Annotated in this window: 25 protein-coding genes and 1 tRNA gene; 5 read left to right on the forward strand and 21 right to left on the reverse strand. The window is 36.1% G+C overall.

The window, feature by feature from the left end:
* Positions 1–81: 81 nt before the first annotated feature.
* The 5 genes from NTU58_02580 to NTU58_02600 form a co-directional block, all read right to left on the reverse strand.
* Positions 82–4,068: a DUF2341 domain-containing protein gene (locus NTU58_02580; GenBank protein ID MCX6764571.1), complete on the reverse strand. Its 3,987-nt coding sequence runs from the start codon at positions 4,066–4,068 to the stop codon at positions 82–84.
* A gap of 60 nt (positions 4,069–4,128) precedes the next feature.
* On the reverse strand, positions 4,129–5,847 hold the full coding sequence (gene polX, locus NTU58_02585) for a DNA polymerase/3'-5' exonuclease PolX (protein ID MCX6764572.1): 1,719 nt from the start codon (positions 5,845–5,847) through the stop codon (positions 4,129–4,131).
* 7 nt (positions 5,848–5,854) lie between these two features.
* Complete coding sequence (locus tag NTU58_02590; GenBank protein ID MCX6764573.1) at positions 5,855–6,487, reverse strand: MFS transporter; 633 nt, start codon at positions 6,485–6,487, stop codon at positions 5,855–5,857.
* A 90-nt stretch (positions 6,488–6,577) separates the two neighbouring features.
* The gene (locus NTU58_02595; protein MCX6764574.1) at positions 6,578–7,618 is read right to left on the reverse strand and encodes a lysylphosphatidylglycerol synthase transmembrane domain-containing protein; all 1,041 of its coding nucleotides are present in this window, start codon (positions 7,616–7,618) and stop codon (positions 6,578–6,580) included.
* 90 nt (positions 7,619–7,708) lie between these two features.
* The gene (locus NTU58_02600) at positions 7,709–8,182 is read right to left on the reverse strand and encodes a GreA/GreB family elongation factor (protein MCX6764575.1); all 474 of its coding nucleotides are present in this window, start codon (positions 8,180–8,182) and stop codon (positions 7,709–7,711) included.
* A gap of 100 nt (positions 8,183–8,282) precedes the next feature.
* Here NTU58_02600 and rtcA point away from each other — a divergent pair, with 100 nt between their 5' ends.
* Positions 8,283–9,311, forward strand: coding sequence for an RNA 3'-terminal phosphate cyclase (gene rtcA, locus NTU58_02605; protein ID MCX6764576.1), 1,029 nt, complete (start codon positions 8,283–8,285; stop codon positions 9,309–9,311).
* Here rtcA and NTU58_02610 read toward each other — a convergent pair whose 3' ends face one another.
* The 6 genes from NTU58_02610 to NTU58_02635 form a co-directional block, all read right to left on the reverse strand.
* Positions 9,312–10,562, reverse strand: coding sequence for an endonuclease Q family protein (locus tag NTU58_02610; GenBank protein MCX6764577.1), 1,251 nt, complete (start codon positions 10,560–10,562; stop codon positions 9,312–9,314).
* Between the two features lie 61 nt (positions 10,563–10,623).
* Complete coding sequence (locus tag NTU58_02615) at positions 10,624–11,097, reverse strand: MgtC/SapB family protein (protein MCX6764578.1); 474 nt, start codon at positions 11,095–11,097, stop codon at positions 10,624–10,626.
* Positions 11,098–11,112: 15 nt separating this feature from the next.
* The gene (locus tag NTU58_02620) at positions 11,113–11,382 is read right to left on the reverse strand and encodes a hypothetical protein (GenBank protein ID MCX6764579.1); all 270 of its coding nucleotides are present in this window, start codon (positions 11,380–11,382) and stop codon (positions 11,113–11,115) included.
* A gap of 22 nt (positions 11,383–11,404) precedes the next feature.
* Positions 11,405–11,950 (reverse strand): hypothetical protein, encoded by a 546-nt coding sequence (locus NTU58_02625; GenBank protein MCX6764580.1) that lies wholly within the window; start codon positions 11,948–11,950, stop codon positions 11,405–11,407.
* A gap of 373 nt (positions 11,951–12,323) precedes the next feature.
* Positions 12,324–12,396 (reverse strand) — tRNA-Arg (locus NTU58_02630).
* Positions 12,397–12,464: 68 nt separating this feature from the next.
* On the reverse strand, positions 12,465–13,178 hold the full coding sequence (locus NTU58_02635; protein MCX6764581.1) for a methyltransferase domain-containing protein: 714 nt from the start codon (positions 13,176–13,178) through the stop codon (positions 12,465–12,467).
* On the opposite strand from NTU58_02635, the gene NTU58_02640 reads away from it, so the two are divergent.
* Positions 13,177–14,751, forward strand: a complete 1,575-nt coding sequence (locus NTU58_02640) for a tRNA uridine(34) 5-carboxymethylaminomethyl modification radical SAM/GNAT enzyme Elp3 (protein MCX6764582.1) — start codon at positions 13,177–13,179, stop codon at positions 14,749–14,751. The genes NTU58_02635 and NTU58_02640 overlap by 2 nt on opposite strands.
* Before the next feature lie 65 nt (positions 14,752–14,816).
* Positions 14,817–15,578, forward strand: coding sequence for a slipin family protein (locus tag NTU58_02645; protein ID MCX6764583.1), 762 nt, complete (start codon positions 14,817–14,819; stop codon positions 15,576–15,578).
* Positions 15,579–15,645: 67 nt separating this feature from the next.
* Here NTU58_02645 and NTU58_02650 read toward each other — a convergent pair whose 3' ends face one another.
* Positions 15,646–16,437: a hypothetical protein gene (locus NTU58_02650; GenBank protein ID MCX6764584.1), complete on the reverse strand. Its 792-nt coding sequence runs from the start codon at positions 16,435–16,437 to the stop codon at positions 15,646–15,648.
* Between the two features lie 255 nt (positions 16,438–16,692).
* Here NTU58_02650 and NTU58_02655 point away from each other — a divergent pair, with 255 nt between their 5' ends.
* Positions 16,693–17,697, forward strand: coding sequence for a hypothetical protein (locus tag NTU58_02655; GenBank protein MCX6764585.1), 1,005 nt, complete (start codon positions 16,693–16,695; stop codon positions 17,695–17,697).
* 34 nt (positions 17,698–17,731) lie between these two features.
* Here the strand turns inward: NTU58_02655 and NTU58_02660 are convergent, their stop codons facing one another.
* From NTU58_02660 to NTU58_02670, 3 genes are all read right to left on the reverse strand, one after another.
* The gene (locus NTU58_02660) at positions 17,732–18,433 is read right to left on the reverse strand and encodes a class III extradiol dioxygenase subunit B-like domain-containing protein (protein MCX6764586.1); all 702 of its coding nucleotides are present in this window, start codon (positions 18,431–18,433) and stop codon (positions 17,732–17,734) included.
* Between the two features lie 45 nt (positions 18,434–18,478).
* The gene (locus tag NTU58_02665; GenBank protein ID MCX6764587.1) at positions 18,479–19,267 is read right to left on the reverse strand and encodes a hypothetical protein; all 789 of its coding nucleotides are present in this window, start codon (positions 19,265–19,267) and stop codon (positions 18,479–18,481) included.
* A gap of 204 nt (positions 19,268–19,471) precedes the next feature.
* Positions 19,472–19,885, reverse strand: coding sequence for a hypothetical protein (locus NTU58_02670; protein MCX6764588.1), 414 nt, complete (start codon positions 19,883–19,885; stop codon positions 19,472–19,474).
* Between the two features lie 163 nt (positions 19,886–20,048).
* Here NTU58_02670 and NTU58_02675 point away from each other — a divergent pair, with 163 nt between their 5' ends.
* Positions 20,049–20,270 (forward strand): hypothetical protein, encoded by a 222-nt coding sequence (locus NTU58_02675; protein ID MCX6764589.1) that lies wholly within the window; start codon positions 20,049–20,051, stop codon positions 20,268–20,270.
* Between the two features lie 166 nt (positions 20,271–20,436).
* Here NTU58_02675 and NTU58_02680 read toward each other — a convergent pair whose 3' ends face one another.
* The 6 genes from NTU58_02680 to NTU58_02705 form a co-directional block, all read right to left on the reverse strand.
* Positions 20,437–20,976: a hypothetical protein gene (locus NTU58_02680; protein ID MCX6764590.1), complete on the reverse strand. Its 540-nt coding sequence runs from the start codon at positions 20,974–20,976 to the stop codon at positions 20,437–20,439.
* Positions 20,977–21,078: 102 nt separating this feature from the next.
* On the reverse strand, positions 21,079–21,960 hold the full coding sequence (locus NTU58_02685; protein MCX6764591.1) for a presenilin family intramembrane aspartyl protease: 882 nt from the start codon (positions 21,958–21,960) through the stop codon (positions 21,079–21,081).
* 79 nt (positions 21,961–22,039) lie between these two features.
* Positions 22,040–23,185 (reverse strand): methionine adenosyltransferase, encoded by a 1,146-nt coding sequence (gene metK, locus NTU58_02690; GenBank protein MCX6764592.1) that lies wholly within the window; start codon positions 23,183–23,185, stop codon positions 22,040–22,042.
* A 19-nt stretch (positions 23,186–23,204) separates the two neighbouring features.
* Complete coding sequence (locus NTU58_02695; protein ID MCX6764593.1) at positions 23,205–24,146, reverse strand: Nif3-like dinuclear metal center hexameric protein; 942 nt, start codon at positions 24,144–24,146, stop codon at positions 23,205–23,207.
* 10 nt (positions 24,147–24,156) lie between these two features.
* Complete coding sequence (locus NTU58_02700; GenBank protein ID MCX6764594.1) at positions 24,157–24,333, reverse strand: hypothetical protein; 177 nt, start codon at positions 24,331–24,333, stop codon at positions 24,157–24,159.
* A 240-nt stretch (positions 24,334–24,573) separates the two neighbouring features.
* The gene (locus tag NTU58_02705) at positions 24,574–25,857 is read right to left on the reverse strand and encodes a UDP-N-acetylmuramoyl-L-alanyl-D-glutamate--2,6-diaminopimelate ligase (GenBank protein MCX6764595.1); all 1,284 of its coding nucleotides are present in this window, start codon (positions 25,855–25,857) and stop codon (positions 24,574–24,576) included.
* Positions 25,858–25,885 lie beyond the last annotated feature (28 nt).

Consider the following 25,885-nt stretch of genomic DNA (forward strand, 5'->3'; position numbering starts at 1 on the left):
CTCGGTTTGTTAAAGAGTTATTGTTTTTTAGATGCTAAAAATAAGGTTGATTTTAAAAGGCTTCGTTAATCAATCTAATCATCAAAGATTTTCTTCAATTCCAAAACTCATAAAAGTAGATGGTGAACTTTGATTACTGTAAGAAGTAGAAATCCAAGCCGCGCTTCTACCGTTACTGCTAATTCTAACTTCATCAAGAAGTCCGTCAAAATATTCACCGCCGGCATTGCTTCTGCCTATATAAAGAGGGACGGTTGAATTATGGGTTATGGGATCAGTTTCGACATGACTTGCAAGAAGTGAACCGTTTAGATAAACACGCATATATTGTTTGTCATACGATGCAACAACATGATACCATGTGTTATTTAAAATAGTAGCACTAAAATCATCATATTGATTTAATGCCCCTGCATACATCTGCCAAAGAAAACGATCTGCATATACCAAAAGTGAATATCCAGAATAAGGAGACGTTACGATTCCCTTATTAAAAATTCTTTGACCTGTGGTTATCGACGCAGTTTTAAACCATGCTTCCATTGTTATCCCATTCGCCGGACGTAAAGTAGATGAATCAGAAATGCTTAACCAATTTGAAGCAGCTTTTGAAAAAACAACACCGTATCCGATTTTAGCTGATTGATTGAATGTGCAACCATTAGCGCCAGTAACATCATTATTATTGACTGTGGAGTCATCCACTGCGCTGTATGGCGCGCCGTTCATATGTTGAACCATCATAAAGCTACTGTCCCAGGTATTAATTATTTGTTGCTGATTAGAAACAACAGCGTTTCCATAATACATATATAAATAAGTATCTGCGGTTGAAGAAACATTGATTTTTACCCAAGCTATTAATCCACCCGTAGAAGAAGCGTATTTTTCTATCTCATGAGGTACTTTGGTTATTCCGTCTGATAAAGTAAACAAAATGTCATCACCATCATATTGGGCTTTTGATGATAAATCAGCGCTGATAGTAGAAATTAAAACTGGAAAATCGATTAAATCAGCAGCAACTTTGGTGCGGTCTATGGTTATTTTTTTACGGAATAACCAAGGGTCGTACCAGTCACATCCAGTAGTTTTAAATTGAATCTCATTGGTTGCAGTTGACCAGCCAACACTATTGTAAGCTATGCCTCGATAATAATAATTAGTACAGCTGGTTAAACCAGTTGTTGAAGAGGAATAACCTCCTGCACCCCAAGTTCCTGTTTGAGTCCAAATGTTTGGATAAGGTCCTCCTAGTGTTGTTCCCCATCTAAATCCTTTTTGGGTAGTGGAAGCCGTTCCGCTGTCAGTAATAGTAGCGTTAAAGGTAGCCGTGGTATTGCCTATGATTGTGGCATCCTTGGTTACAACTGTTGGAGTGGCTGACGTAGTACACCCATCAGTAGTAAATTGAATCTGGTTTGTTGCGGTGCCCCAACCGTCACTACTTTTAGCTATGGCTCGATAATAATAAGAAGTGTCGCAGATTACATTTATTGTAGAAGTATAAGTTCCTGGAGGATAATATGCTGATGTTTCAGTCCAAATATTTGGATAAACTCCGGAAGCTGTCCCCCATTTAAAACCTCTTTCTGTAACGTCATTAGGACCAAGAGGCGGAATCGTAAATAAACCACTAAGAATAGCCCAGGTGGCGCCTTTTGTGGCGGCATTGGTCCAAAGTGCTGGCGGACGACATCCAATAGTTCTAAATGATTTCTCCTCACCAGTGCCCCAACCAACGCTATTGTAGGCTATGGCTCGATAAAAATATTCAGTACATTTTTTCAAAGTAGCTACTGGAAAATCAAAGGGTCCTTCAGGATAAGAGCTTGTTTCAGTCGAACTGCTTAGATAAACTCCGGTGGTTGTTCCCCATTCAAAACCTCTTTTCGTAACATTAGCAGAGCCACGGAAATCAATGTTGCCTTTAAGGGTAGCTGAGTTTTCGCCTATAGGCGTGGCATCGATAGTTTTAACTATTGGTACGGCTTCTCCATTTATTATTGTTAGAGTGTATGTAACAGGAGCAACAAGCATGCAGTCTCTGGGGTTAGAAAGAGTAAAAATAACTGTTCTGGCGCCAGGATTAGCGGGATTAGGATGAATTGTTGGTTTAAAAAAATGATTAGGAAAGCCAGGCTTAAAAACAAAATCTTCATCAATAGGATCATAATCTACCCTTTCTTCAGCCGTACCGCCAGTACTTTCAATATGTACTCTTTCTGCGCCACCCGCCCCAGGCAAAATATTTAAGTAGATTATTGTTAGCGGATCTTCTGCGTCCACAAATCCGGAATCTTCTGAAAAAGAAACGCTGGGAGCGAAAGATCCGTATTCCTGAAATAGAAAATCTGTAGTAATGCTTTGATTCAAAAAATTTCCAGGAGCTCCTAATGGAGAGGTAAAAAGACTTCCTCCAGAATAAGGGCCGTTTGGTTCAGCATAGTCTGCTTGCCAATAACATGGCGCTGAACTATTAGCGTCAGTACACCTAACTACAATTGCATATTTAGTGTTTGGACTTAATAAAACAGGACTCTGCCTAAAAGCTATTGTTCGAGTGGCATAAGCCAAAGGCAAATCACCGGCTGTTGTGGTTCCGAATATTAAATCAGTACCCGTCGGAAATCCACGTCCATCTACATTTCTAATACTAACCTTAAGATCTCCTGAGGGCCTATCAACTCTTTTTAACCACAACCATACACTTTTTATATAATGATTTTCGTTATCTCCCGTTTTACCAACAGTAAAAGTCTGAGCACCCCAGATATCTCCGTATAAAGCTTTGGATTGTCCACCACTAACAGGTTGTTGTTCATATAATTTCCAGTCATTATCCTCAATTGTAAAAGTAAAATCATCATCTGGACCAATTTGAGGTTCATGTTCAGCATCAAGATAAGAAGAAGAAGCATTGTAAATGTTTAGGAAAAACGTCTCGTCATTTTCTTGTTCACTATCGTCTAAAATACTGACGTAAATATATTCTTTTTTAACGTTGGGACCAAAAGTAAGAATACCGTTTCCTTCAAGATTATAGTCGTCACCCTCATCAATATATGCTTTACATATGCTCCATCCCGGATGCCCCGGAACCGACTCACATCCTGGGTCTCCAGCCGTACCGCCGGCAATAATTTTATACTGTACAGTAATGGTCGCATTCACGCTTTCGGAGAGTACAACTGCAATAGGCACCATGCCAGCCTCTTCTGGCCAGGAATAAGAAGTCGGATCAAAATTTATTTGAGGATGACAATTACATGGCTTTCCGCTGCCACAATAATCTGGTATTAATGGCCCTCCTGTCAGTGGACAATATTTTGATGGACTGACAGAACTACATTGTTCGCAAGGTGTTAAAAAAGTCTGACCTTCAATTGATTCGGAACAGGCGCAAGAACAAGTTGAAGTATCAAAACCAGAACAATCATCCTTGCAAGAAAGGGTTCCTCCTATAAGAGGCGGAGCTGATTGAAGAAGACAGGTTTCTCCAGCACCAGAACAAGGACCATTACAATCACAAAGTTCAGAGCCTTCTCTAATGCCATTAGGACAAGCTGGAATAGGGGGCAGAACATAAACTATATCAGAACCGCCTATTCCCCCAGATATTTCATAACAAGGAGAATTTCCGGCGCCTAAACAAAAAAAGCTTTCAGTTTCCAAATCAGCATGAAGTTTATAACCTGCACCCGAAGAGGTGGATATATATTGATAGGAAAAAAATTTGTTACCAATTATTTTACCAAAAAGAGGATCTTTTGGTACTTGAGGAAGATAAGGAGCAAGTTTTTCTAGTAAGTCACATCCCGGCTTTAAGTTATCTCCTTCAACTGAGCACCATGCTTCTTCTCCCGTAGAGGTGGGGTATATGCCTTTATCCATTTTATATAATTGTAAAGCATCCCTTAGAGTATTAATTTCTGCCACTCTCTTTGTGTCTCTGCCTTTCGCTCTTTCCCCTTGAACCCAAGCAAAAGCAACCCCGCTTATAATTCCTACAACCGCAATAACAACTAAAAGTTCCGGAAGGGTAAAAGCTTTTTTTAATTTAAACATTTTTTATGGTGTTATTTTTATTATTATATTATAAAACAAAAAAATAAACAAAGCACCTGTTTATAAAGTAAACAAATTTTCCAAAGATTGAGTATTAATAATATCCTGTTTTTTTGCCCAGCCTCTTCTGGCTTGAAAAATGCCGAATTCCATAAATTTCAATTGGTCTTTGCGGTGAGAATCGGTATTTATTGCCAGCTTAACCCCGGCTTCCATTGCTTTTTTTATATTAATATCGTTCAAATCCATTCTTTCCGGACAAGCGTTCACCTCCAAAGCCACTCCAAATTCTTTGGCTGCCCTTAAAATTTTATCGAAATCCGCCTGATATTCGTCTCTTTTTTTAAGGATTCTCCCTGTAGGATGGGAAATAATTTTAACAAAAGGATTTTTCATGGCTCTTATAATCCTTTCCGTCATTTTGGCTCTGGGCATTTTTAAAGAAGAATGAACGCCGGCAATTACATAATCTAACTTCGAAAGAGCTTTGTCTTTAATATCTAAAGACCCGTCGTTTAAAATATTAGTTTCCGCTCCCTGCAAAATTTTAAATTTTAAATTTTCTTTTTTTAATTTACGATTTAATTTTTCTATTTCCTTTCTTTGTTTTTCCAATTGTTTCTCGTCCAAGCCCTGCTCTATCCTTAAAAATTTAGTGTGGTCGCTGATCCCCAAATATTCATAACCTTTTTCAATTGCCGTTCGGGCCATTTCTAAAATTGAATTTTCCCCGCCATCCCAATCAGAGTGGCAATGCAGATCTCCTTTAATATCGCCCAACTCTATTAGCTTTGGTAACTTCCCCTCCAGAGAAGCTTCAACTTCGCCCCTGTTTTCTCTGAGCTCAGGCTCAATAAATAACATTCCCAATGCCCGATAAATTCCTTCTTCGCTCCAGCCGGCCACCATTTTTTTCCCCTTAAAAACGCCGTATTCGTTAAGCTTTAATCCTTTATTTATTGCAATTTTTCTGGTGGCAATATTATGCTCTTTGGAACCTGTAAAATATTGCAAAGCAGAACCGTAGCTTTTTTCAGGAACCGCCCTTAAATCAACATCAAATCCCCCGCTCATTTTAACCGAAGCTTTGGTAAGGCCTTTGGCCCAAACCTTATCAACACCGGGCAAAGAAACAAAAAAATCCATTACTTTTTTTGGATTTTTCGTAACAACTAAAAAATCGACGTCGCCAATTGTTTCTTTTTTCCTTCTCAGGGAACCGGCTTGTGAAATTTTTTTAATTTCCTTTAATGCTTTCAGTTTTTCTTCTATTTCTTTAGCTTTGGGAAAAATTTCTCCCAAAAGAAACCGACCCTTGCTTCTTTTCAAAAAAGCGATTCCTTCTAAAATATTTTTTTCACTCTTTTCTCCAAAACTAAAAAGAGAAGCAATTTTGTGGCCTTTGGCGGCCCTTTCCAGTTCTTTTAAATTTTTAATTCCCAGTTTTTGATAAAGAACTTTTATTTTTTTAGGACCCACCCCTTCTATCGCCATTAACTCATCCAGTTCTACCGGAAGTTTCTTTTTTAATGACTCGTAATATTTTATTTTCCCAGTTTTTAAATATTCTTCCATGCTATCGGCGATATTCTTTCCGACTCCGGGAATATCTTCCAAGGCTCCTTTCCCTCCTTTTTTATAGATATCTTCAAGGTCTTCTTCCAAACTTTCTATATTTAAAGCCGCTTTTTCGTAAGCATAAGGTTTGAAAGCCACGTCGTCTATAGCCAAAAAAATAGCTATGTCATAAAGAATTTTAGCAACCTCTTGGTTTTTCATTTTTTATTTATTCTCTATGAAAAATTTCTTTAAAAGAAAAATGCAAGCCATGGTCAAAAACTCCCTTGATTTCATTTTTTAAACCAAAAAGAAAAACAACGCTGATTAATCCCAAAATCCCAACTCCCACAAAAATTATTTCAAATCCAAAACTGGTTACCGCCCAACCGCCTAAAGCTCCGGCAACGCCTATGCCGATACCCAAGCCCGTAGCATCCAATCCCCACTCAGTAGCTTCTTTGCCTTTATCGATATGACGGGTAAAAATAGCCTGCCATCCTGAAAGAGATAAAGCCATCCCCACGGCGTTAAGCGCCTGCAATAAATAAATGTGCCCGGGACTTTTAGCAAATAAAAAACCGAACGAAACCATCGAGGCCATAAACAATCCCGCAACCAAAAATAAATAATCATCCTTTTCTCCAGGACATTTATCTAAAAACATACCGATGGGAACCCTGAGAACGGATTTTAAAATCCAGTAAACCGCGGCTGCCAAGCCCACTACAAGGGCCGATCCGCCCTCAATTCTTTGAATAATGAAAATAGCGAAAATAGGATTGATTAATCCCCAGCCCGTCCAAAAAAACAAATCGCTCAAGATTAAATATTTTACAATACGATTAATTTTAAATTTCATTTTTTAATTATACCATATGGCAATTATTTCTAATAAAAAAAAATTCCGCCTCTTGGTGGAATTTTTGAAAAATTATTTTGTTTTCATTGTTTATTCCTCGGGCTCTTTCGAAACGAATTTATCGATTATTTCCATTATTCTCTTTTTAATCAGTTCGATGCCAACTTTCAGTAGAAGTAAAAGGCCGGTTAAGCAAATAAGCGAATCCATCGCTCTTAAAACCAAGGAAAAAGCAACTCCAACATTGGCCCCTAATCCGAAGCCTTGGAAAACCAACGCTTGCGCTGCTTCTTGAATGCCCAATTGAGCCGGAATAGGAGACATGTCGGCTAAATTAAAAAAACCGTAGGCAGCGAGTGCCTTTAAAACATTTAATCCTCCTTGAAAGAAAAAAATTAAAAGCCAAGCTCTCATTAAAATAATTGAATATTTTAAAAGTGAATTTCCTATCGCTATCCACATTTCTTTTTTTCTTGGTTTAAAAAATTTAAGCGTTTCTTGTTCTCCGCCAAAAATTAATTTCCCCCCCTTGCCCTCTTTGACTTTTTCAGGATCTTTGCCAAAAATTTTTAACAACCCGGATAAAACACTCTGGCCTTTGAAACTTTTAATATAGAAATTTATAAGCAAAACAACAAAAATAGCGGTTATTATTCCTCCGGCAATTAATACTTTACTGGCGGGGAAGTAACCTGCTGTAATGGGAAAAATTAAAACTCCTAAAATTAAAAATGGAAAAAAGATAGTAGCATCTACGGCTCTAAAAATGAAAACAGCTGCTCCGCTTTTTTCCCAAGGTAAAAAATATTTTTTGGTTAAAGTATAGGTCATGAAAAACTCGCCACCCCAAATGGCGAAAGGAGATAAATAGGAAATAGCAACACCTGGAAGCCAGGTCTGAGCAACTCCCCAATAAGAAATATTATAACCCTGGCTTTTTAAAATAAACTTTAGCTTCCAAATATCGATTAAAGCAATAATTAAAGTTAAAAATAAAATAACACAAAATCCTCGAAGGGAAAACAAAGAAAAAGCCTGGGCAATGTCGTTAAACCCGACTTTTGAAGTGACGATGCCAAAAACAACCACGCCTATTGTTAAAGAAATCAAAAATAATAAAATTTTTTTCATAAGCAGATAATCTAATTATAGTCCAGTTGGTTTAAAAAAGTAAAACAGCGCTTTAAACAAGGTCCCATCAGAGGCGCCCTCTAACGCTGTTTATCTTCTGTACTCAATTTTTTTTATTTTGTATTTTGTTTTTACTGCCAAGGGAACGATTATTTCCTCTCCTGTTTTATGGCCCAATAAAGCCTGGCCCAAAGGCGACTCGTTGCTGATCTCGCCTTCAAAAGGATTCGTTTCCAAGTGCCCGACTATTCTGAATTTATCTATTTGATTGTTTTTGCTCTCAAGCCAAACCTGAGCCCCCAAATTAACAACCTCTCTTTTTGCTTTAGCCGGAGGTTCAATTAATTGAAAATTTTTTAAAATATATTTAAGCTCCGATATTTTATTTTCTAAAAAATTCAAATCCTCCTGAAAACTTAAATATTCAGGGTTTATTTCTTCGGATTGTAAAAATTGGGGAATATCATCGGCTGATTTTGCCTTTCTGATTTTCCATAAGTCCTGATATTGTTTCTTTGTTTTTTCCAATCCTTCCTTGGTTAAATAAATTTTTCCTTCTTCCATAAATTTTTTTATTTTTTTCTTCTTTATTTTTATTTTTTGAAGAAAGTTTGTCAAGAACTTGAAAATAATTTAAAATGATGTATAACATATTTTTAACTTTATGATAGAAATTGACGGCTCTCATGGCGAAGGCGGGGGCCAAATCTTAAGAACAGCTTTGGCTTTGTCGGCAATAACCAAAAAAGAATGCCGGATTTTAAATATCAGAAAGGGTCGGGAAAGGCCAGGATTGGCCCATCAGCATCTTTTGGAGGTTCAAACCCTGTCCCTGCTTTGCCAAGGCAAGTTAGAGGGAGATTTTCTAGGGTCGAAAGAGATTAAATTTTTTCCCGGAAAAATTAAAAACGGCCGGCAATCGTTCAACATCAAGGTGCCTGCTGCCGAAAGCATAACCTTGCTTTTACAGGGATTGCTGCCTTTTTGTTTATTAAGCGAATCTCCAACAACTCTTATTATTGAAGGAGGAGCAACTGATACTTTTTTTTCTCCGACCATTGATTATTTTCAATATTGTTTTTTAAGAGTTTTAGAAAAGCTGGGAGGAAAAATAGAAATAGAAATTTTAAAAAAAGGATATTACCCGGAAGGAAATGCCAATTTAAAAATTAAAATAATTCCTTCAAAATTAAAAAAAATCAACCTTGTGGAAAGAGGAGAATTTAAAAAAATCAGGGTTTTTTCGGGAGCTTCCGAGTTTTTAAAATCAAAAAAAGTGGCTGAAAGACAATTAGCCGGAATAAGGGAGGTTCTTGGAGAGTTAAACCTAAATGTTGAAGAAAAGGCAGAATATTATCAGACTCAATGCCCGGGAAGCCAGGTTTGTATAATCTGCGAATTCGAAAATACAATTATCGGAACCGACGGCCTGGGAAAATTTGGAAAAAGAGCCGAGGATATTGGAAAGGAAACGGCTCTGGAACTTTTAAAAGAGCAAAAAAGCAACGCCTGTCTTGATAAACGCCTAGCTGACCAAATTTTAATTTACTTGGCTTTAATTGAAAGAAAAAGCTCGGTAACTGTTTCAGAAGTTACCGAGCATTGTAAAACCAACATTTGGGTAATTGAAAAATTTTTGGAGGGAAACTTTGAAATAAAAAATAATCTGATAAAGCGGACTCCATCCCTCTAACTAAAATAAATTGCCTTGCTGAGACAATTTTTTTTGTTCTTCTTTGGAAAAAATTTTAATTTTTCCGTAAACTCCGTCGTATCCGGGCTCAATATAAATTTTACCCTCTCTGCTTCTTAAAACCCCTTCTGCGATTTCAGGCCTGGAAACCTTCTCAAGGTCTTTCAAAGAAGTTTCCAGTAAAACATTGAATTCGTTTCCGAAGTTCTTAATTAAATTTTCATACTCTTTCGTTGTTTTTTTTGTTCCAACCCCTATTCCCAAGCTTTCGGCGATTATTTCTTGCAGAGGAATCAAACTTTTAAAAGGAATCGCATTTTGAGGTTTAAATCCTTCGGGCCGGTCGGAAAGCTTTTCTATTCTGTTTAAAACGCCTATTGTCAGACCTTTGCCGCAAACCGGACAAATGTTTCCGCATTTCTTAGATTCTTTGGGAGAAAAATTTACTCCGCAATTGCGATGCCCATCATAATGGTATTTTCCTTCTTGAGGATAAAATTCAATCGTATAAAGAAATTTTTTAGGGTTTTTTGATTTTATCGCCTCAACAATATTTGAATAACTTAAAAAATCTAAATCAAAAATATTCGCTTCACGGCCGATTTTAGCCGGACTGTGGGCGTCGCTGTTGGAAATAAGGGTAATTTTATCCAAAGCGGAAATCCGCCAGTTCATTGCCGGGTCAGAAGATAATCCGGTTTCTCCGGCAAAAATATAACAGGAGTATTCTTCAAAACATTCTTCGATAGAATCAAACCCTGATTTGGAGCCGAACAAAGAAAACCAAGGCGTCCAAATATGGCAGGGAATCAAAACACAATCTTTGGAGATGCTAAAAACAATTTTTGCCAATTCTTTCGAGTCCAAGCCCAGAATAGGCCGGCCATCGGATTTCAAATTACCGATTAAGCCAAGCTGGGTATTTATTTTTTCAGCTATTTCAAAAGAAGGAGAAAAAATTAAATTATGAATTTTGCGGACCTTGTTGTTTTTACTGTAAATACCGGAAATTTCTACGGTCAATATGAATCTTATTTTTGAGTCGGATTTTTTCAATTTAAATAAACCGGGCTCCGCCATTTCCAGTTTTTCTTTCAAACCTTTAAACCATTGAGGGTGGGTAAAATCACCCGTACCTAAAACATCAATTCCTTTAACTCTTGCCCATTTATCCAAGCTATCCAAATCCATCTGGGGAGAGGTAGCTCTGGAATACTTTGAATGAATATGAAAATCGGCAACTATTTTCATTTTTTAATCTTTTATAAAAAATACATCCCCTTCTCTCCTTTGACAGGGCAACGCCGCATTTTTATCTTTTTTTATTTTTATTAATCTTTTTTACCTCTTCTTTCAAAATTTTATTTTCAAAAAAACCAAAACCGACAAAAATAGCAATCATCAATAAAGTGGTAGCGAAAGAAATAAAATAAAGACCTAGTCCCACGGCCATTCCCATGGCTGCTGTAACCCATAAACCGGCTGCCGTGGTTATGCCTTCGATTTTAGATTCTTTTTGAAAAATAACTCCTGCCCCGATAAAACCGATTCCCATCGCCACTGCCTGGACGATGGTCGAAGACCCCAAATAAAAACCGGACTCCGCGACAGAGGATTTAAATAACGCCATTCCTGTTATGGCGAAAACACAAGAACCCAAACTTACCAAGCTGTAGGTTTTCAAGCCCGCTCCCTTTTCTTTAAATTCTCTTTCCAAGCCGATTATAGCTCCAAGACAAACTGCCATTATCAACTGAAAAAAAATTTGAAAATTAATAATATTCATTTTAAAAAAATAAACCTAGACTTTATAAACCTTATAATCTTCCCTGGCTTTTTCTTTTATTTTTAACCCGATGGAAGAACCGGACTTGGCGGTTTTTATTTTTTTGCGGTCAATTTCCATTGAATCAACTTCCTGGGTAAAGTCGGTATTTTCTCCGCCGACAATCCTGATTGAATCTCCGACTTTCAAGGCTCCGGTTAAATCAATCACAGCTACCCCGATGTTGCTGTAATAATGAGAAATTTTTCCTATTAATTTGTCTTTTTTTTGTTTTGTTTGAGCCATATTTTTTTATTATTTTTTTAAATTATCGACCTTTTTTGTCTTTTATTAATTTAATAACCTCGCTGACTAATTTTTTAGGGTCGGACTCATAGGCTATTCTTAGCTTTCCCCGAAAAGGCTTTCTTATTAATCCCTTTATCATGTCGGCCGTCCCTCCCGAACCTATTAAAACGCCGATTGGTTTTTGGTCTTCAAAAGCGATTGTAAACTCATTTAACGTTCCCATTCTTCCGCAAATAACAATTATCGCATCAGCGGCTCTAGTCATCAGAAGATTCCTCCCCGCATAGTCAAAACCGGTATAAACCATGGTGTCAAAAGCATCAAGAGGAAGGCGATAGGCTTTCTTGTGGGATAGCTCTGAAGCGGCCGGAGAAAAACCGATACTTATTCCGCCGGCTTTCTGCGCTCCCTTGGCGGAAAAATAAGGAACTCCGGTGGTTGCCCCGGTAACTATAATGCAATCCTGACGGGCAATTTCTTTGCCGACCTCTTCAGCCAATTTTTCTACGTTTTCGCAACAATGGACTATCTGAGCAGCTCCTGAAACCGCAATTTTGTATTTCATAATTTTTACTTATATGGATTAGTTAATTGATTATATTGTATTTTAACAGATTTAAATAAAAACAAAAAAGAACAGACAGTCGTTATTCACAACCGCCTGTTTGAGAGAAATGAACGAAAATTTAATAATTTTAGTGTTCTTAAGCTAGTTGGGCAACAGCTAATTGCGCAAACACTTCCATTACTAAACCTTATTGCCCTATTTGTCCTTCTCTCAGTTTTGATATTAATGTTTAAAAACTATTCGTCAAGTTTAAAAACTTATTTTTTCCCCCTCTTTTTTTCCACTATTTATTAACAATTTTTACAGACAAGCTGTGTGCCCTCGACAGGAGTCGAACCTATATTTCAAGCTTCGCCTTGAACCGCAATAATGCGCCTGACTGGATTCGAACCAGTAATCTTTGGCTTCGGAGGCCAACGCTCTATCCGTTGAACTACAGGCGCATAAGGTTATGGGGCAAGAAGGCTCGCGCTCTGTCCATTGAACTACGAGGGCGTATTACAGACACTAATTATTTTTCAACTACCAAATAAATATTGGCTTTCTTGTTTTTGCCTCTGGAAAAAAATCCCGAGTCTCTCACGTGAAAACCGGACTTTTTAGCTAAACCTTCCAGCTCCTTTTTGTCAAAACAATGGAAATAACGCTCAGCTCTCTTTTTTTCTTGAGACCCCTTCCAGAGATAAAGAATATCTTTTTGATCTAATTTTGACTTTCCAAAAAATCTTAAAATTGTATACTTTAATAAAAACCAGAAGGTTTCCTTTTTGCTCCAAAGATTCCAAACCGTTAAAATTAAAAGTCCTTTATTTTTTAAAACTCTTTTTGCTTCCTCTAAAAATTTTAAGCGAAAGTTATCGGACGGAATATGATGTAAAACAGCGATACAATAAATTTTATCAAAAGAATTATCGGGAAAAGACAAATTTAAGGCTTCGGCTATCGAAAACCTGGAAGCTTCTTCCGGATATTTTTCCTTGGCAATTTTAATAAGCTCTTCGGAACTGTCCACCCCGGCATAGTTTATGTTTTTTTCTCTTAACAATCCGAAAAGCCGGCCATTGCCGCAACCCAAATCCAAAACCTTGTCTCCGGGCTCAATGTATCTTGCCAAGGGAATCAATTCTTCCCACAAAAAAGCTCGGGAATCGGAAAATTCCTTGGATATAACATCATATCCCTTGCGACCCTCTACTAATAAATATTCCGCATATTTTTCATCCATGAAAATAGAAAAAATTATAATAAAAGAATTAATAAATAAAAAAGCAAAAACCTCCGAAGAGCTGGCTAAAACTAAAAGGGAAATGGCTAAAAAATTTAAAATCCCTTGTTTTTCCAATGTCCAGCTTATTCAAGCTTATCATGAATTGTTGAAAGAAAAAAGAATAAAGAGAGATGAAAGTTTGGAAAAAATTCTCAGAAAAAGGCCTGTTAGGACTCTTTCGGGAGTGGCCGTTGTTTCCGTTCTGACCAAGCCATATTCCTGCCCGGGAAAATGTATTTTCTGCCCAACTGAAAAAGGATTGCCGAAAAGTTATTTAAAGGGAGAACCGGCGGCAGAAAGAGCTCTAAAATTAAACTTTAACCCCTATTTGCAGGTTCAAAAAAGGATTGAAAGCTTGAAAAAACAAGGACACCCTACCGATAAAATTGAGTTAAGAGTTATTGGGGCCACTTTTTCTTCGTATCCGAAAAATTATAAAATTTGGTTCTTTGCTAATTTATTCAGCGCTGCTAATGGAAAAAAAGAAATAAAAAAATCTGATATTAAAATTTTCAAAAAAGAGAAAAAAATAAACGAAAAAACAAAAAATAGGATTGTGGGAATCTCGATTGAAACCAGGCCCGATTTTATAAACGAAAAAGAAATTCTTTTAATGAGGATGCTGGGAATTACAATGGTGGAATTGGGGGTTCAAGCGGTTAGCGAAAAAATTCTCAAAAAATCAAACCGGGGCCACGGCTTAAAAAAAATAATTTCAGCCACGAAATTATTAAAAGATGTTGGATTTAAAATAATGTACCAAATGATGCCCAATCTCCCCGGCTCCGATTTAAAAAAGGATTTTTTGGCTTTTGAAGAAATTATTAATAATGGCGCTTATAAGCCCGACTGGTTGAAAATTTATCCTTGCCTAGTTTGCAAGGGCTCGGAGCTATATAAGACTTGGAAACAAGGAAATTACAAATCATATTCTGATAAAGACTTGATTGAACTTTTAATTAAAGTAAAAACCGTTCTTCCTCGCTGGATAAGATTAGCCCGCCTTTTTCGGGATATACCAGCTCAAAAAATCGAATCAGGTTCAAAAATTTCCAACTTAAGAGAGGTTGTCCAAAAAGAAATGAAAAAAAGAAACTTGAATTGCAATTGCATAAGATGCCGGGAAATAAAAGAAAACTTTGACCCTAATGAAAAGATTTTTCTTTTCAGGGAAGATTATCAAGCTTCCGGAGGAAAAGAAACTTTTTTGAGTTTTGAAAATAAAAAAAGAACAAAACTTTTTGCTTTTTTAAGACTCAGATGGTCTAAAAATAATTTTATTCCTGTTTTGAATAATTCTTCTATTGTCAGAGAACTTCATACTTACGGACAACAAACTCCTTTAGAAGAAAATTCTTTGGCAGTTCAGCATAAAGGCTTGGGCAAAAAATTGATTAAAGAAGCTGAAAAAATTACTAAAAAAGAATTTCATCTACCAAGAATCGCAGTGATCTCGGGAATAGGAGTAAGGGAATATTACAAAAAATTAGGTTACAGATTAGATGGCGAGTACATGACAAAAAAGCTATAAATAGTATAATTATTGTAATTGAAAAAAATCAAAGTCGAAAAAATTAATTTATAAATAAAAAATATATGTTTCCTTTTATATTATTTGGTGCTTTTTTCCTGTTTGTTGTTTTTGGTTTGGGCGGATTAAGAGTAATTAAACAATATGAAAAAGGAGTGATTCTTACCTTAGGGAAATATACCGGTACTTTTGAGCCTGGACTGCGCTGGATTTTGGTGGGAATTCAAATAATGACTAAAGTGGACATGAGAATCACCACGGCTGATATTCCCCGGCAAGAAGCGATTACTAAAGACAACGTTCCCGTGGGAATTAATGCTGTTGTTTATTTTAAAGTTGAAAGGGCCGAAGACGCGGTTTTAAAAATTGAAGATTACCGCTATGCTACTTCTCAATATGCGCTAGCGGCAATGAGAGATATTGTAGGGGGAGTAGAGCTTGATATTTTGCTTACCGAAAGGGAAAAATTGGCAGCTGAAATTAAAAAAGTAGTGGACGAACAAACTGCTCCCTGGGGAGTTGATGTTACGGCTATTAAAATGCAAGACATTGAATTACCGGCATCAATGAAGAGAGCGATGGCAGCTCAAGCCGAGGCAGAAAGAGAAAAAAGAGCCATTATTATTAAAGCTGAAGGAGAAGTAAAGGCCTCGGAAAATATTCAAAAAGCGGCAAATATTTTGGGCTCCATTCCCGGCGGAATGTCTTTAAGAACGTTGGGAACTATAGATAAGCTGCAACCTGATCCGTCAAAAACCGTAATTTTTGCTTTGCCAGTAGAAATAATGGAAGGATTCCAGAGTTTACTTTCTTTAAGAAAAAAATAAAAATAATAAAAATTAGCCAATTAAAAAAGAGGGTTTCTTAAACCTTCTTTTTATTTTTTAAAATTTATTACCTTATTTCTTTCAAAAAATCCTGCGCTAATTTTGCCGTCTCCCCGGTACTTTTATAAAATGATTTCCAGACAACAACGATATCGGCATCGTTAAACAAAGCTCTTTGAACTTCCGAAAAAGAATCTCCTCCGGCAATGGCGATTAAAATATCGTATTCGTTTTTTATTCTTTGAATTTCATGGAAAGGAATTTCTTTTTCGGGATTTAAAGCTTCTTCGTCAACTCCTCGATGCAAAATAACAGCTTTTGGCGGTTTTTCCAATTGGCGCATTACGTTTAAAGGGAATTCAACGTTCATCATGTCGATCATTGAATCTAGATTATGTCTTTCGCAATTTTCAATAAAAGCATCTAAGGTTTCTATTGGAGCGTGTCCCAATGCCGTCAAAGCATTGGCTCCGGCTTGTTTAGCAATTTCTACTTCTCTTTCTCCCCTATCCATGCATTTTAAGTCGGCGACAATATAGGGAAAAAATTTTTCTTTATTTTCCCTTGGGTTTTTTATTATTTGTGACTCTCTTTTTTGCTCTATGGACTTATTGATTAAATCAATCAGCGGAAATCTGATGGTAACGTTCTGATAAGGATTTAATTCGTAACCGAATATCCTTCCCTCCCACCAATATCTTATATTTCTTATGGCTTCTGCTCCGTATTCTTTTATCAAGGGAGTGCCAGCCTCAATTATAATTCTTCTATCTAAAGGAAGCTGATAAATAATTTCTTTCGCCTCCCTTAAACTGCTGTTAAGTGCTATTTGTAAATATTTTTGTTTTCTATCTAACATATGTTTATTTAATCTATTCTACCTTGTCCGTCCTTAGCTCTCAAGAACGAAGGAAAACTTATCCGTCCGTAGCCTTAACAAAAAGGAGGAACAAAAAATGCTAAAACTTTTTTATTAATAAAAAAGTGGAAAACTAAGGCCTTGACAAAGATGGCTGGTCGAATACAATAGAAAAAATGCGTAAAAAAAAGTGGAAATTAAAAAACAATAAAGGTCGAAGCTTAATTGCCCATTAGGGCGATTTTTTTTAAATTTATGGAAGATAAAATTGCCACGGCTAAATTAGAAAACCAAGTAATAAAATCAATGAGAAACTGGCTGGAAGAAGCCAATTTTTTTGAGATTTTTCCGCCAAAAATAGTCAGAGCTTCCGGCGCCTGCGAAAACGTTGACACCTTATTTGAAATAGGAGTAAATGGAAACTTTTATTGGTTTAATCCCAACTCTCCCCACCGAACTTACCTTTCCCAAACTGCTCAGTTATACCTTGAAGCTTTTGTCCCTTATCTTAAAAAAGTTTATTCAGTAGGTCCAAGTTTTCGGGCAGAAGAAGGAGTTGATAACCGCCATTTAACTGAGTTTTCAATGATGGAAATTGAATTTGCCGGAAATTTTAACGAGCTCTTGTCTTATATTGAAAAGGTTATTTATCAAGTCATTGAAGATGTCTTAAATCTACCGGAAAAAACAAAGGAAGAAATGAATTTTAAGAAAGAAGATACGGAAAGATTGGAAAAGGTGAAACCTATTTTTCCAAAAATTACTTACGACGATGCAACCAGAATTCTTGAGCTTCCTTTTGGCAGCGACATTTCCTCGAAAAATGAACAAAAATTAGCTGCCCAGTTCGGAGAACAGCCCTTTTTTATCACTCATTTCCCGAATCCTTTATATGACCATGGAAAAGAAATTGAAGTTGAAAAATTTTTTAACATGATACCTGACCCTCAAAAACCGGAAAGAGTTCTTTCTGCTGATTTAATCATACCCTTTGGAGGAGAATGTGTCGGAGCGGCCCAAAGAGTCCACAAGCCGGAAGAATTAAGATGGAGGCTTGAACATTCAAGGATGTTCAAAAGATTGGAGAAAAAAGGCGGAGGACTGGAAGACTTTAATTGGTATTTCCAAAAAATAAAAGAAAAAAGCGTTCCTCATGCCGGTTGCGGATTCGGAATAGGAAGAATTCTCAAATTTTTAAAAGGAGAGGAAGATATCAAAAAAGCGATTACTTTTCCCTCAAACCAAAAAAGTGTAATTTAAAAATATAAAATATGAAGAATTTAGAGCTTATTTATTAGGTATATACTCTGAAAGACCTGTAAATCTTCATGCTCGCGACTAAATAACCAATGCCAAAAGGAAATTCATAAGATAAAATATCTGTTTTCCGAGTTACGCTTATGCTATTATCTACGCCGCAAGCATTCAAAATGCCCAAAAGAAAACAAATAGGCCTTAAACCGCATTCACCGGATTCAGGATATTTTTCGTTCAATTTAAAAATATTTTTCAGATCTTTTTTCTTTAAATATTTTATTAAAGCCTCGTCAAATTTTGGACCGTCCGGATGAAAACCGTAAGGACCGTCTTTTTTTAAACAATGAGATAAATCGCTCGAAGCAATTAAAGCAATATTGGGTTTCGAATCCTTAATTTGCGTTTTATACATTTTTTCTCCTTCTTCAAAATAAAACTGCGGTGATTTTTCTTCGGTTAAATAAGTTTTAATATAATTTTTTTGCTCGCTGCTAAATCCCACTTCTATTGCGGGCGTTTTATTTTTTTCTCCCACCAAAAAATACAAAGGAACGTCAAAACCCCAATTTTTATGAGGAGAGGAAATTATTATTAGCTCTGGCTTTAGTTTTGTGAGCGTATTTCTTAATTTCTCCAAAGCATTTATCGTATTTTTAAATTTTTCCCTGTCTTCTTTCGACCCCACTGAAGGCAGAAGCAATGGCGAGTGGGGAACAATACAAGCAAAATTTATGGGCATGCTGTTTTTTAATTATTTATTATTTTATTCTACCACTATTTTTACTTATTCCTCTCTTGAAGGAGCTTTTAATCTTAATTGGTCTTTTAGTTTTGTGTTTTCCTCCATAAGCAAACCAACCTTCCCCTGCTCTTGACCAACCGAAACCATTATTTGGTTTATTTTAATCTCTCTCTCTTTTAATTCTTTTTTTTGTTCTCTAATAATTCCGTCTTTAATCTCTATCTCCTTTTTAAAAACCGCTTCCTTACCTTCATGCTTTACGTTCTGGAATTTTAAAGCATTTCTCAATAACCTAATCCAACGCTTCTTTTGTCCTACCTTCGTTGTCCCAGGCTCAATCTTCTTTAGGGTAGCTTTTTGAAGGGCTTCAAAGTTTGAAGGGGGTTCAAATTGAAGGGCTTCATTTTGAAGGGGGTTCAATTGAAGGGGTTCAAAATTTGAAGGGGGTTCACTTCTTTTTTGAAGGGCTTCAATTCTATCTCTTACATTGTCTTTTAATTTCTGAAAGTAACTTCTTTTATTCTTAACAAAACCTTTAAACCCTTGAGTATAAATCCATTCAAAATCTTTCCTGCCTTCCTCTTCACTTGCGGCTTTTTTCCTTAAAATTGAACCTGCTTCAATAAACTTTGAAGGGGAATCGTTCCAATTAAGCCCTTCTGTCTTCAGAGCTTCACGCACCCTTCTTTCTAGGGTGCTTTTAGATATTTGAAGGGCTTCAATTATTTGAAGGGCTTCAAAATTTGAAGGGGGTTCAATTGAAGGGGGTTCAACTTGAAGGGCTTCATTTTGAAGGGGGTTCAATTGAAGGGGTTCATTTTTCTTTGTCATACAAATTAATTATACAACACAATAGGACATATTCTAAAATAAACCTGTGGATAGTCCTACTAATATCTTTGCGGAGAATTAAATAATCCATGGATATAGCCATGGATTTAATATTCTTAAAACATCGTCCCCAAATAGAACACTTACCCGTCAGGAGGGAGGAGGGATATAAGGCCTATTTTTAAATTTAATTTAAAAAAATTATTAATCTATTATTTCATCAATAGGGGTTCCAGTTGCTCTTTGACATATTGTCCTTAAGGCGGACTCATTATCTATTTTTCCGCATAAGTCGGGGGTTTGATTTTTAACGGCATAACAGTATAAACATAGACTTTTATTTATCGACTTATCAAATCCTGGACAATCGGAGTCAGGGTTACCACTTAAATCTCCCTTAAGAAAATCGGCGCAAGTTAATTTAAGGCTTTCAATTGTTGATTTTATTGATTCGTCTAAAGCGGCTGAATCAATTTCTTCATTTTTTTGCTGAACAGGTTCGTTTGTTTCTTGTTTTTTAGAACTGGGCTTTAAAAAAGAAGTTGTAATAATAACCGCTATAATTACTACTGCTACGATTACTACTGCTATTATTCCTATTAATATTTTTTTATTCATAATTTTAAATTATTTAATTATTGTTTTATTCTACCTTGTCCGTCCGTAGCCTGTAAAGGTGGAGGAGAGATGCGAAGTCCTGAATTCATTGAAGAATTAGAACCTGTTTGACAAAATTTTCTTAAAAGTTAAAGATAATTTCAGAACTTTAAAAAGTGATCTTATGAAAAAAGAAAGGTTTATTGAAATAATGAAAGAGGAAGGAAACTATACTGACGAAGAAATAGAGACGATATGGAGTGGTGCACCTCCAGATATAGACGAAGAAAAATTAAGACAAATAGCCAAAAAGTTTGCAAAAACAGAACTTCAAGACATAAGACTCAAGAAAGAAATAAATCGTCAAATAAAAAAATTCCAACTTGAAAAATTAGAAAAGATATAATTCAAAAATTAATATTTTAACTCTTGTGTATTTTTTAACAAGAGTTTTTTATTATCAAAAAAACCGCCCCAATCGCTATCAAGACGATTTTTCCGTTAATTCAAATTTCTGAAAATAAAAAGACTCAAGTAAAATTTTATTTTCTACAAGAGTCTAGGGTTATTTTTTAGGATTTAAGTTCCCATTTGAATTCCCATTTTCCTTCTAAAAATGGGAATATTTTTTCTTGCCAAAAAGAAATTAATAGATCTTCTGGGCAACTATATCCCGTGTTCAGCATAACCGTTGAAAACGCTTTAACTGCCTCTTTTTTCGCTTCTGGCAAATAGGGTGACTGAAATCTTGAAAGAACATCCGCGGCTGCCAAAGCTGCGCCTTTCAAATCTTCTTCGCTTAAAAGATGAAAGGCTCTCCAAACTGTCCAGACAATAAAAGCTGTTTGATTTTTAAAAACCTTTGGCATCTTTTTTTCTGGATCGAACAAGAATCCAAATGGTCTTAGATGCTGATATTTCTTCCACACACGGTCTAATTGCGTTATTTCGTTTAACGTAAGAAAATCAGAGCTTTCTTCTTCGACATAAGCTTTCGCTTTTTTATCCATCTTTTTAATGAATGTCTTTTCTTGGTTGTCTAAGGAATTTAATGCATATTTTTTAAGATTTTCCAATTCTTCCGGTCCTTGTAAACAAGATATATCTCTCATATTATTTCACCTACTTTTTGTTAATGATACTAAAAATACTCTATAAAGTTTTAATAAAAAAAGCAAGCTCGATAAATCGAGTAATATTGAACAAAAATAAACCTATAAAAATAAACTGATTAAATACCCCAAAATTGAGAACAAGGCAATTGGCGGTAAAGCTGGAATTGCTTTTCTTTCTTTTTGAAGAGTAAAGATAAAAAAGCTGAAAAGAAGTCCGATTATGGAAAATATGCCAACTATCAAAGAAGAAAAAACATTTCTTGAAATTAAAGAAGAGCAAAGCATTAAAGGAAAGGCAATATCCCCTCCGCCTAAAATTAAAAATTTGCCACCAGCTTTTACTTCTTTGATATTTCCTTTAAAGTCCGATATTTTTGGCGGAACAATCAATGCTAAAATCGCCCGATGCTCCACCATTTCTTTTGCCATGGTTACCATGTGCTTGGTTTTATAAACCGCAATAAAATCGTATATCGAAAAAATTATCAAAAGCAAAATCATGGTTTCCGGAGCAATTCTTAACCCCAAAATCGCTCCCACTCCGGCTACCCCCAAGATAATACAAATATTGTGAATTAAAACCGAAGGTCTCTTCAATAGCAAAAAAATTAAAAAAATTGATAAAAAAATAGCAAAAACAGCTCCTGAAAAAGAAAATAGGCTTTCCAGCCAAACATCTAATGTCAATAAAATTCCCCAAAAAAGAACAAAAACAAAAAGGCTCTTAAAAATTATCCCTTTCTTTGTTTTAGATTTAATAAAAAAAATAACTGATAAAATCAGCAAGGTACCCAAGGCGAAAGAAAAAATAAACTGCCAAGGATTAATAGGGGAGACGGAAGCCTGCTGAACACCCATAAATCTGGATATCTGAAAAGAAGTGGCAATCCCTAAAAACAAAGTTAAAGAAAATAAAACAATTTCCCAAAAAATAAAACTTATCTGAGTTTTTTTACTCTGTTCTTTAATGTTTTCAGACATTTTCTATATATAAATTGGTCGGGAGTTCGATAGGTTGTTTTCCCTTTTTTAGCTTGCTTAGAGGAATGACTCTTCATTTTTAAGCTAGCTTTTTTAGTTCTTCTATTTTATCAGTTCTTTCCCAGGTAAATTCCGGCTCAGTTCTGCCGAAATGACCATAACTGGCGGTTTTCAAATAAATCGGCCTTAACAAATCCAAGCCAGTGATGATTCCGCCCGGTGACATGTCAAAAACCTTAGGAATAATTTCTACTATTTTCTCTTCCGGAATTTTGGCTGTCCCGAAAGTATCCACGCTTATTTCAAGAGGCTGGGTGCCTCCGATTACATAAGAAAACCTTACCAAGCATTTTTCAGCTAAGTCAGCGGCAACAATATTTTTCGCAACATAACGGGCCATATAAGCAGCGGACCTGTCCACTTTTGTCGGGTCTTTGCCTGACATCGCTCCTCCGCCAACCGGTACCCAGGCGCCGTAAGTATCAACCATTATTTTTCTACCGGTCATTCCGGTGTCTGACGCCGGACCGCCGATTACAAAACGTCCGGTATTGTTAATAAAAAATTTCGTATCTTTAGTTAGATAATCTCCGCAAATCGGTTTTATTACTTCATTAATCACGCCTTCTTTGACCTTCTCCAAAGAAATATCGTCATGCTGGGCGGCAATCACAACCGAATTTACTCTTCTTGGAATATTATTTTCATATTCAATTGTAACTTGGCTTTTGCCGTCAGGCCTTAAATAAGGTAAAATCTTATCTTTCCTGACTTGAGATAGTTTTTTAACTAATTTATGGGCCAGCATTATGGGAAGAGGCATTAATTCCGGAGTTTCATTACAGGCGAACCCTATCATCATCCCTTGGTCTCCGGCTCCCTGCTCTTTGCTAGCGGTTTTCTTAACGCCCATGGCAATATCAGGAGACTGCTCGTGGATGCTGTTAAAAATAGCAACTGAATTGCCGTCAAACCCGTATTCCGGCTTATTATACCCTATATTTTTTATTACATTTCTTGCTAAATTGGCAACATCAAGCCAAGCGGAAGTGGTAACCTCTCCTCCGATAACCGCGTATCCCATTCCGACTAAAACTTCGCAAGCCACCCGGCTGTTTTTATCTTGTTTTAAAGCGTCGTCTAAAATAACGTCTGAAATTTGATCCGCTACTTTATCGGGATGCCCTTCCGTCACTGATTCTGAAGTAAAGAAAAAATTTTTCATATTTTTTTCGATTTAATTTTTATCTTTTAATTCTAATTAAGCCCGAATAAGGAACAATTTCAATTCCTTTTTTTTCAAGCTCGTCTAAAAATAAATTCACTCCCAAAGAATCGGAGGAAATGTGACCGGCAATAACAACATTGATATTGGCTGTTTCCGCTTCTTTTTTATGTTCTTCGGAAATATGCATGCCCACGATTGTTCCTATTCCGGCTTGCGCCATTTTTTCATAAAGTTTCGGGGAACCCTCTGTTCCGCCTGTAATTTCGGTCAAAGCGATTTTTCCGCACCTTCTTTCCGGGTCGCCGACAAAAATTTTTGGACCTACTCCAATTTTCATTGCTTCTTTATACTCGGGAATTTCTTTTAACAAATCTATTAAATCGCCAACTCTTTCCAGTTTTTTTTCGTCAACCAAATCTTTCAATTTTTTAGCGGCTAAATTGTCGCAAACAGTATGCAAACACATTAAGTTAAACTTTAAAATATTTGCCGTATCCACTGTTCTTTGATGGTTCAGTGCATTGATTCCTCTGGCAACTTCGGAAATTTTTTCCCTCATCAACCCCTCGGCAACGTTGATGGGAACCCCGTATTGATTTAAAATGTCGCACTGTAGACTCATTACTTCTGACAGGCTGGATAATCCTTTTCCCCGAGGATGATGAGAAATAATCAGGTCTATCCCGCCGATTTCTTTTGCCAACAAAATCTCCGACGGGTCTATGTCTATTCCCACTAAAACTTTTTTTATTTCTTTGTCTTGAGCTATATTCAAAATCCTGGAATCTAAATAAGGATTTTCCAGGCTTTCCAGGTCAAAATCAATTTTTTCCGCTTCGGATAATTTTTCAAATTTTTCTTTTTTTCTGTTTAAAATATCGTTTACCTCCTTTTCTCCCCGAAAATCGCTTTCTTTGCCCATTTTTATCGCTAAATCGTAAATTTCTTTAATTTTCATATTTAAAATTTTATTTTATTTCCGGATTTTTTACAATTTTTTCTTCTTTAATCTTAACAAACTTTTTATAAAGCTCTTCAATCGCTTTTTTTTGTTTTTCCAAATCAAAAAATTCCCTATAAATACGGCTTTTTTCCTTGCGAATAAATTTACGAATGCTTCTGGATAGTTTTTCTTTACGCTTCATAATTTTTAATTAAAAAATAACCCATGATGATTCTTTTTGATTTTAAACTTTTAATTGTTTCTTGTCCAGAAATATTTCTTGTCTCAGTGTTGCGAGGCAATTATATTATATATATTTTCAAAACAATTGTAACGAATATTTTGAAACTTAAAACCCCGAAAAAATCGGGGTTTTAATAAAAATAAAAAATTGTTTTTTATAAACCCAGCACTTCGATAATCTCAGCATTAACCTTTGGGTTTAACGAAGGGTTAATTTTTTAAACTCTTCCCTGGCAATTTCTCTGTCATCCCAAGGTATTTTTTTTGCTCCAGCCACGCACATCCAAGGTTCCGAGCCCTTGCCGGTGATTATTACTGTGTCTCCCTTTTTCGCCAGCGCTAGGGCCTGTTTTATCGCTTCCCGACGGTCCAAAATCTCCGTAAGGCCGATTGATTGGTTTTGAATACCAGAAGCAATTTCTTTAATAATCTGGACTGGGTTATCATCGTAAGGATCTTCGTTGGTTAAAATAATTTGATTGCAAAATTGGGAAGCAATTTCTCCCATTTTAGGTCTTTTCCATTTATCCCTGCCGCCACCGCAAGAACCCAAAACGCAAATTTTTAAAGAATCCTTGGGCAAGGCTGAATAAGCCTTAGAAAGCGCGTCCGGGGTGTGAGCATAATCAACAAACACCTTGAAGGGAGAGCTGATCACTTCCTCCATTCGGCCGGAAACAACTTCTATTTTTTCTAAAGCCCTCTTGCAGGTTTTCAAATCAATTCCTTGAGACAAAGCCGAAGCAATTGCCGAGAGGGAATTATAAATATTAAAAACACCCCTTAGTTTTAAATTAAAAGTTGTGTCAGCCAATACGAATTTAAGCCCTTGGTCTGTTGCCTCTGTTTTTATCGCTTTCAAAAAATTAGAAACTTTATCGGTTGGCTCACTATTTAATCCGTATCCTATTTTTCTGTCCGCTTCAAACTTTAAAAAATAATCGGCGTTAGGGTCGTCCAGATTAATAATTGATGTTGTTTTTGACTTTTTGCTTCCCCTTAATGATTTAAATAATTTTCCCTTGGCTTCTCTGTATTTTTCAAAGGAACCGTGGGTTTCAATGTGCTCGGGAGTTAAATTGGTAAAAATAGCAGCATCAAAATCTATAAATTTGTGACGGGACTGTAAAAGCCCCTCTGAGCTAACCTCTACCACGACATATTGGCAACCCTGATTTAAGGCCTGCCTTAAAAATTTTTGCAACTTAAAACGACCGGGCATTGTCATTTTAAGAGTATTAAGCCATTCCCTATCTTTTATTTTAAATTTAATAGTGGAAACCGATCCCACGCTAAAACCGGCTTCTTCTAAAATTTTACTTATTAAATAAACCACGGTAGACTTGCCATTGGTGCCGGTCACGCCAATTATTTTCATTTTTCGGGAAGGGAAAAAATATAAAACAGCTCCCAAAAACGCCAACCCGAAATGATAAAAGTTTATTAAAAAGTTAGGGGCTATTTTTCTTATTATTTTTTTCATATAAAATTCATAAACAAAGCCTTTTTCG

The sequence above is a fragment of the Candidatus Nealsonbacteria bacterium genome (assembly GCA_026396195.1).
GTDB lineage: Bacteria > Patescibacteriota > Minisyncoccia > Minisyncoccales > JAGGXC01 > JAPLXH01.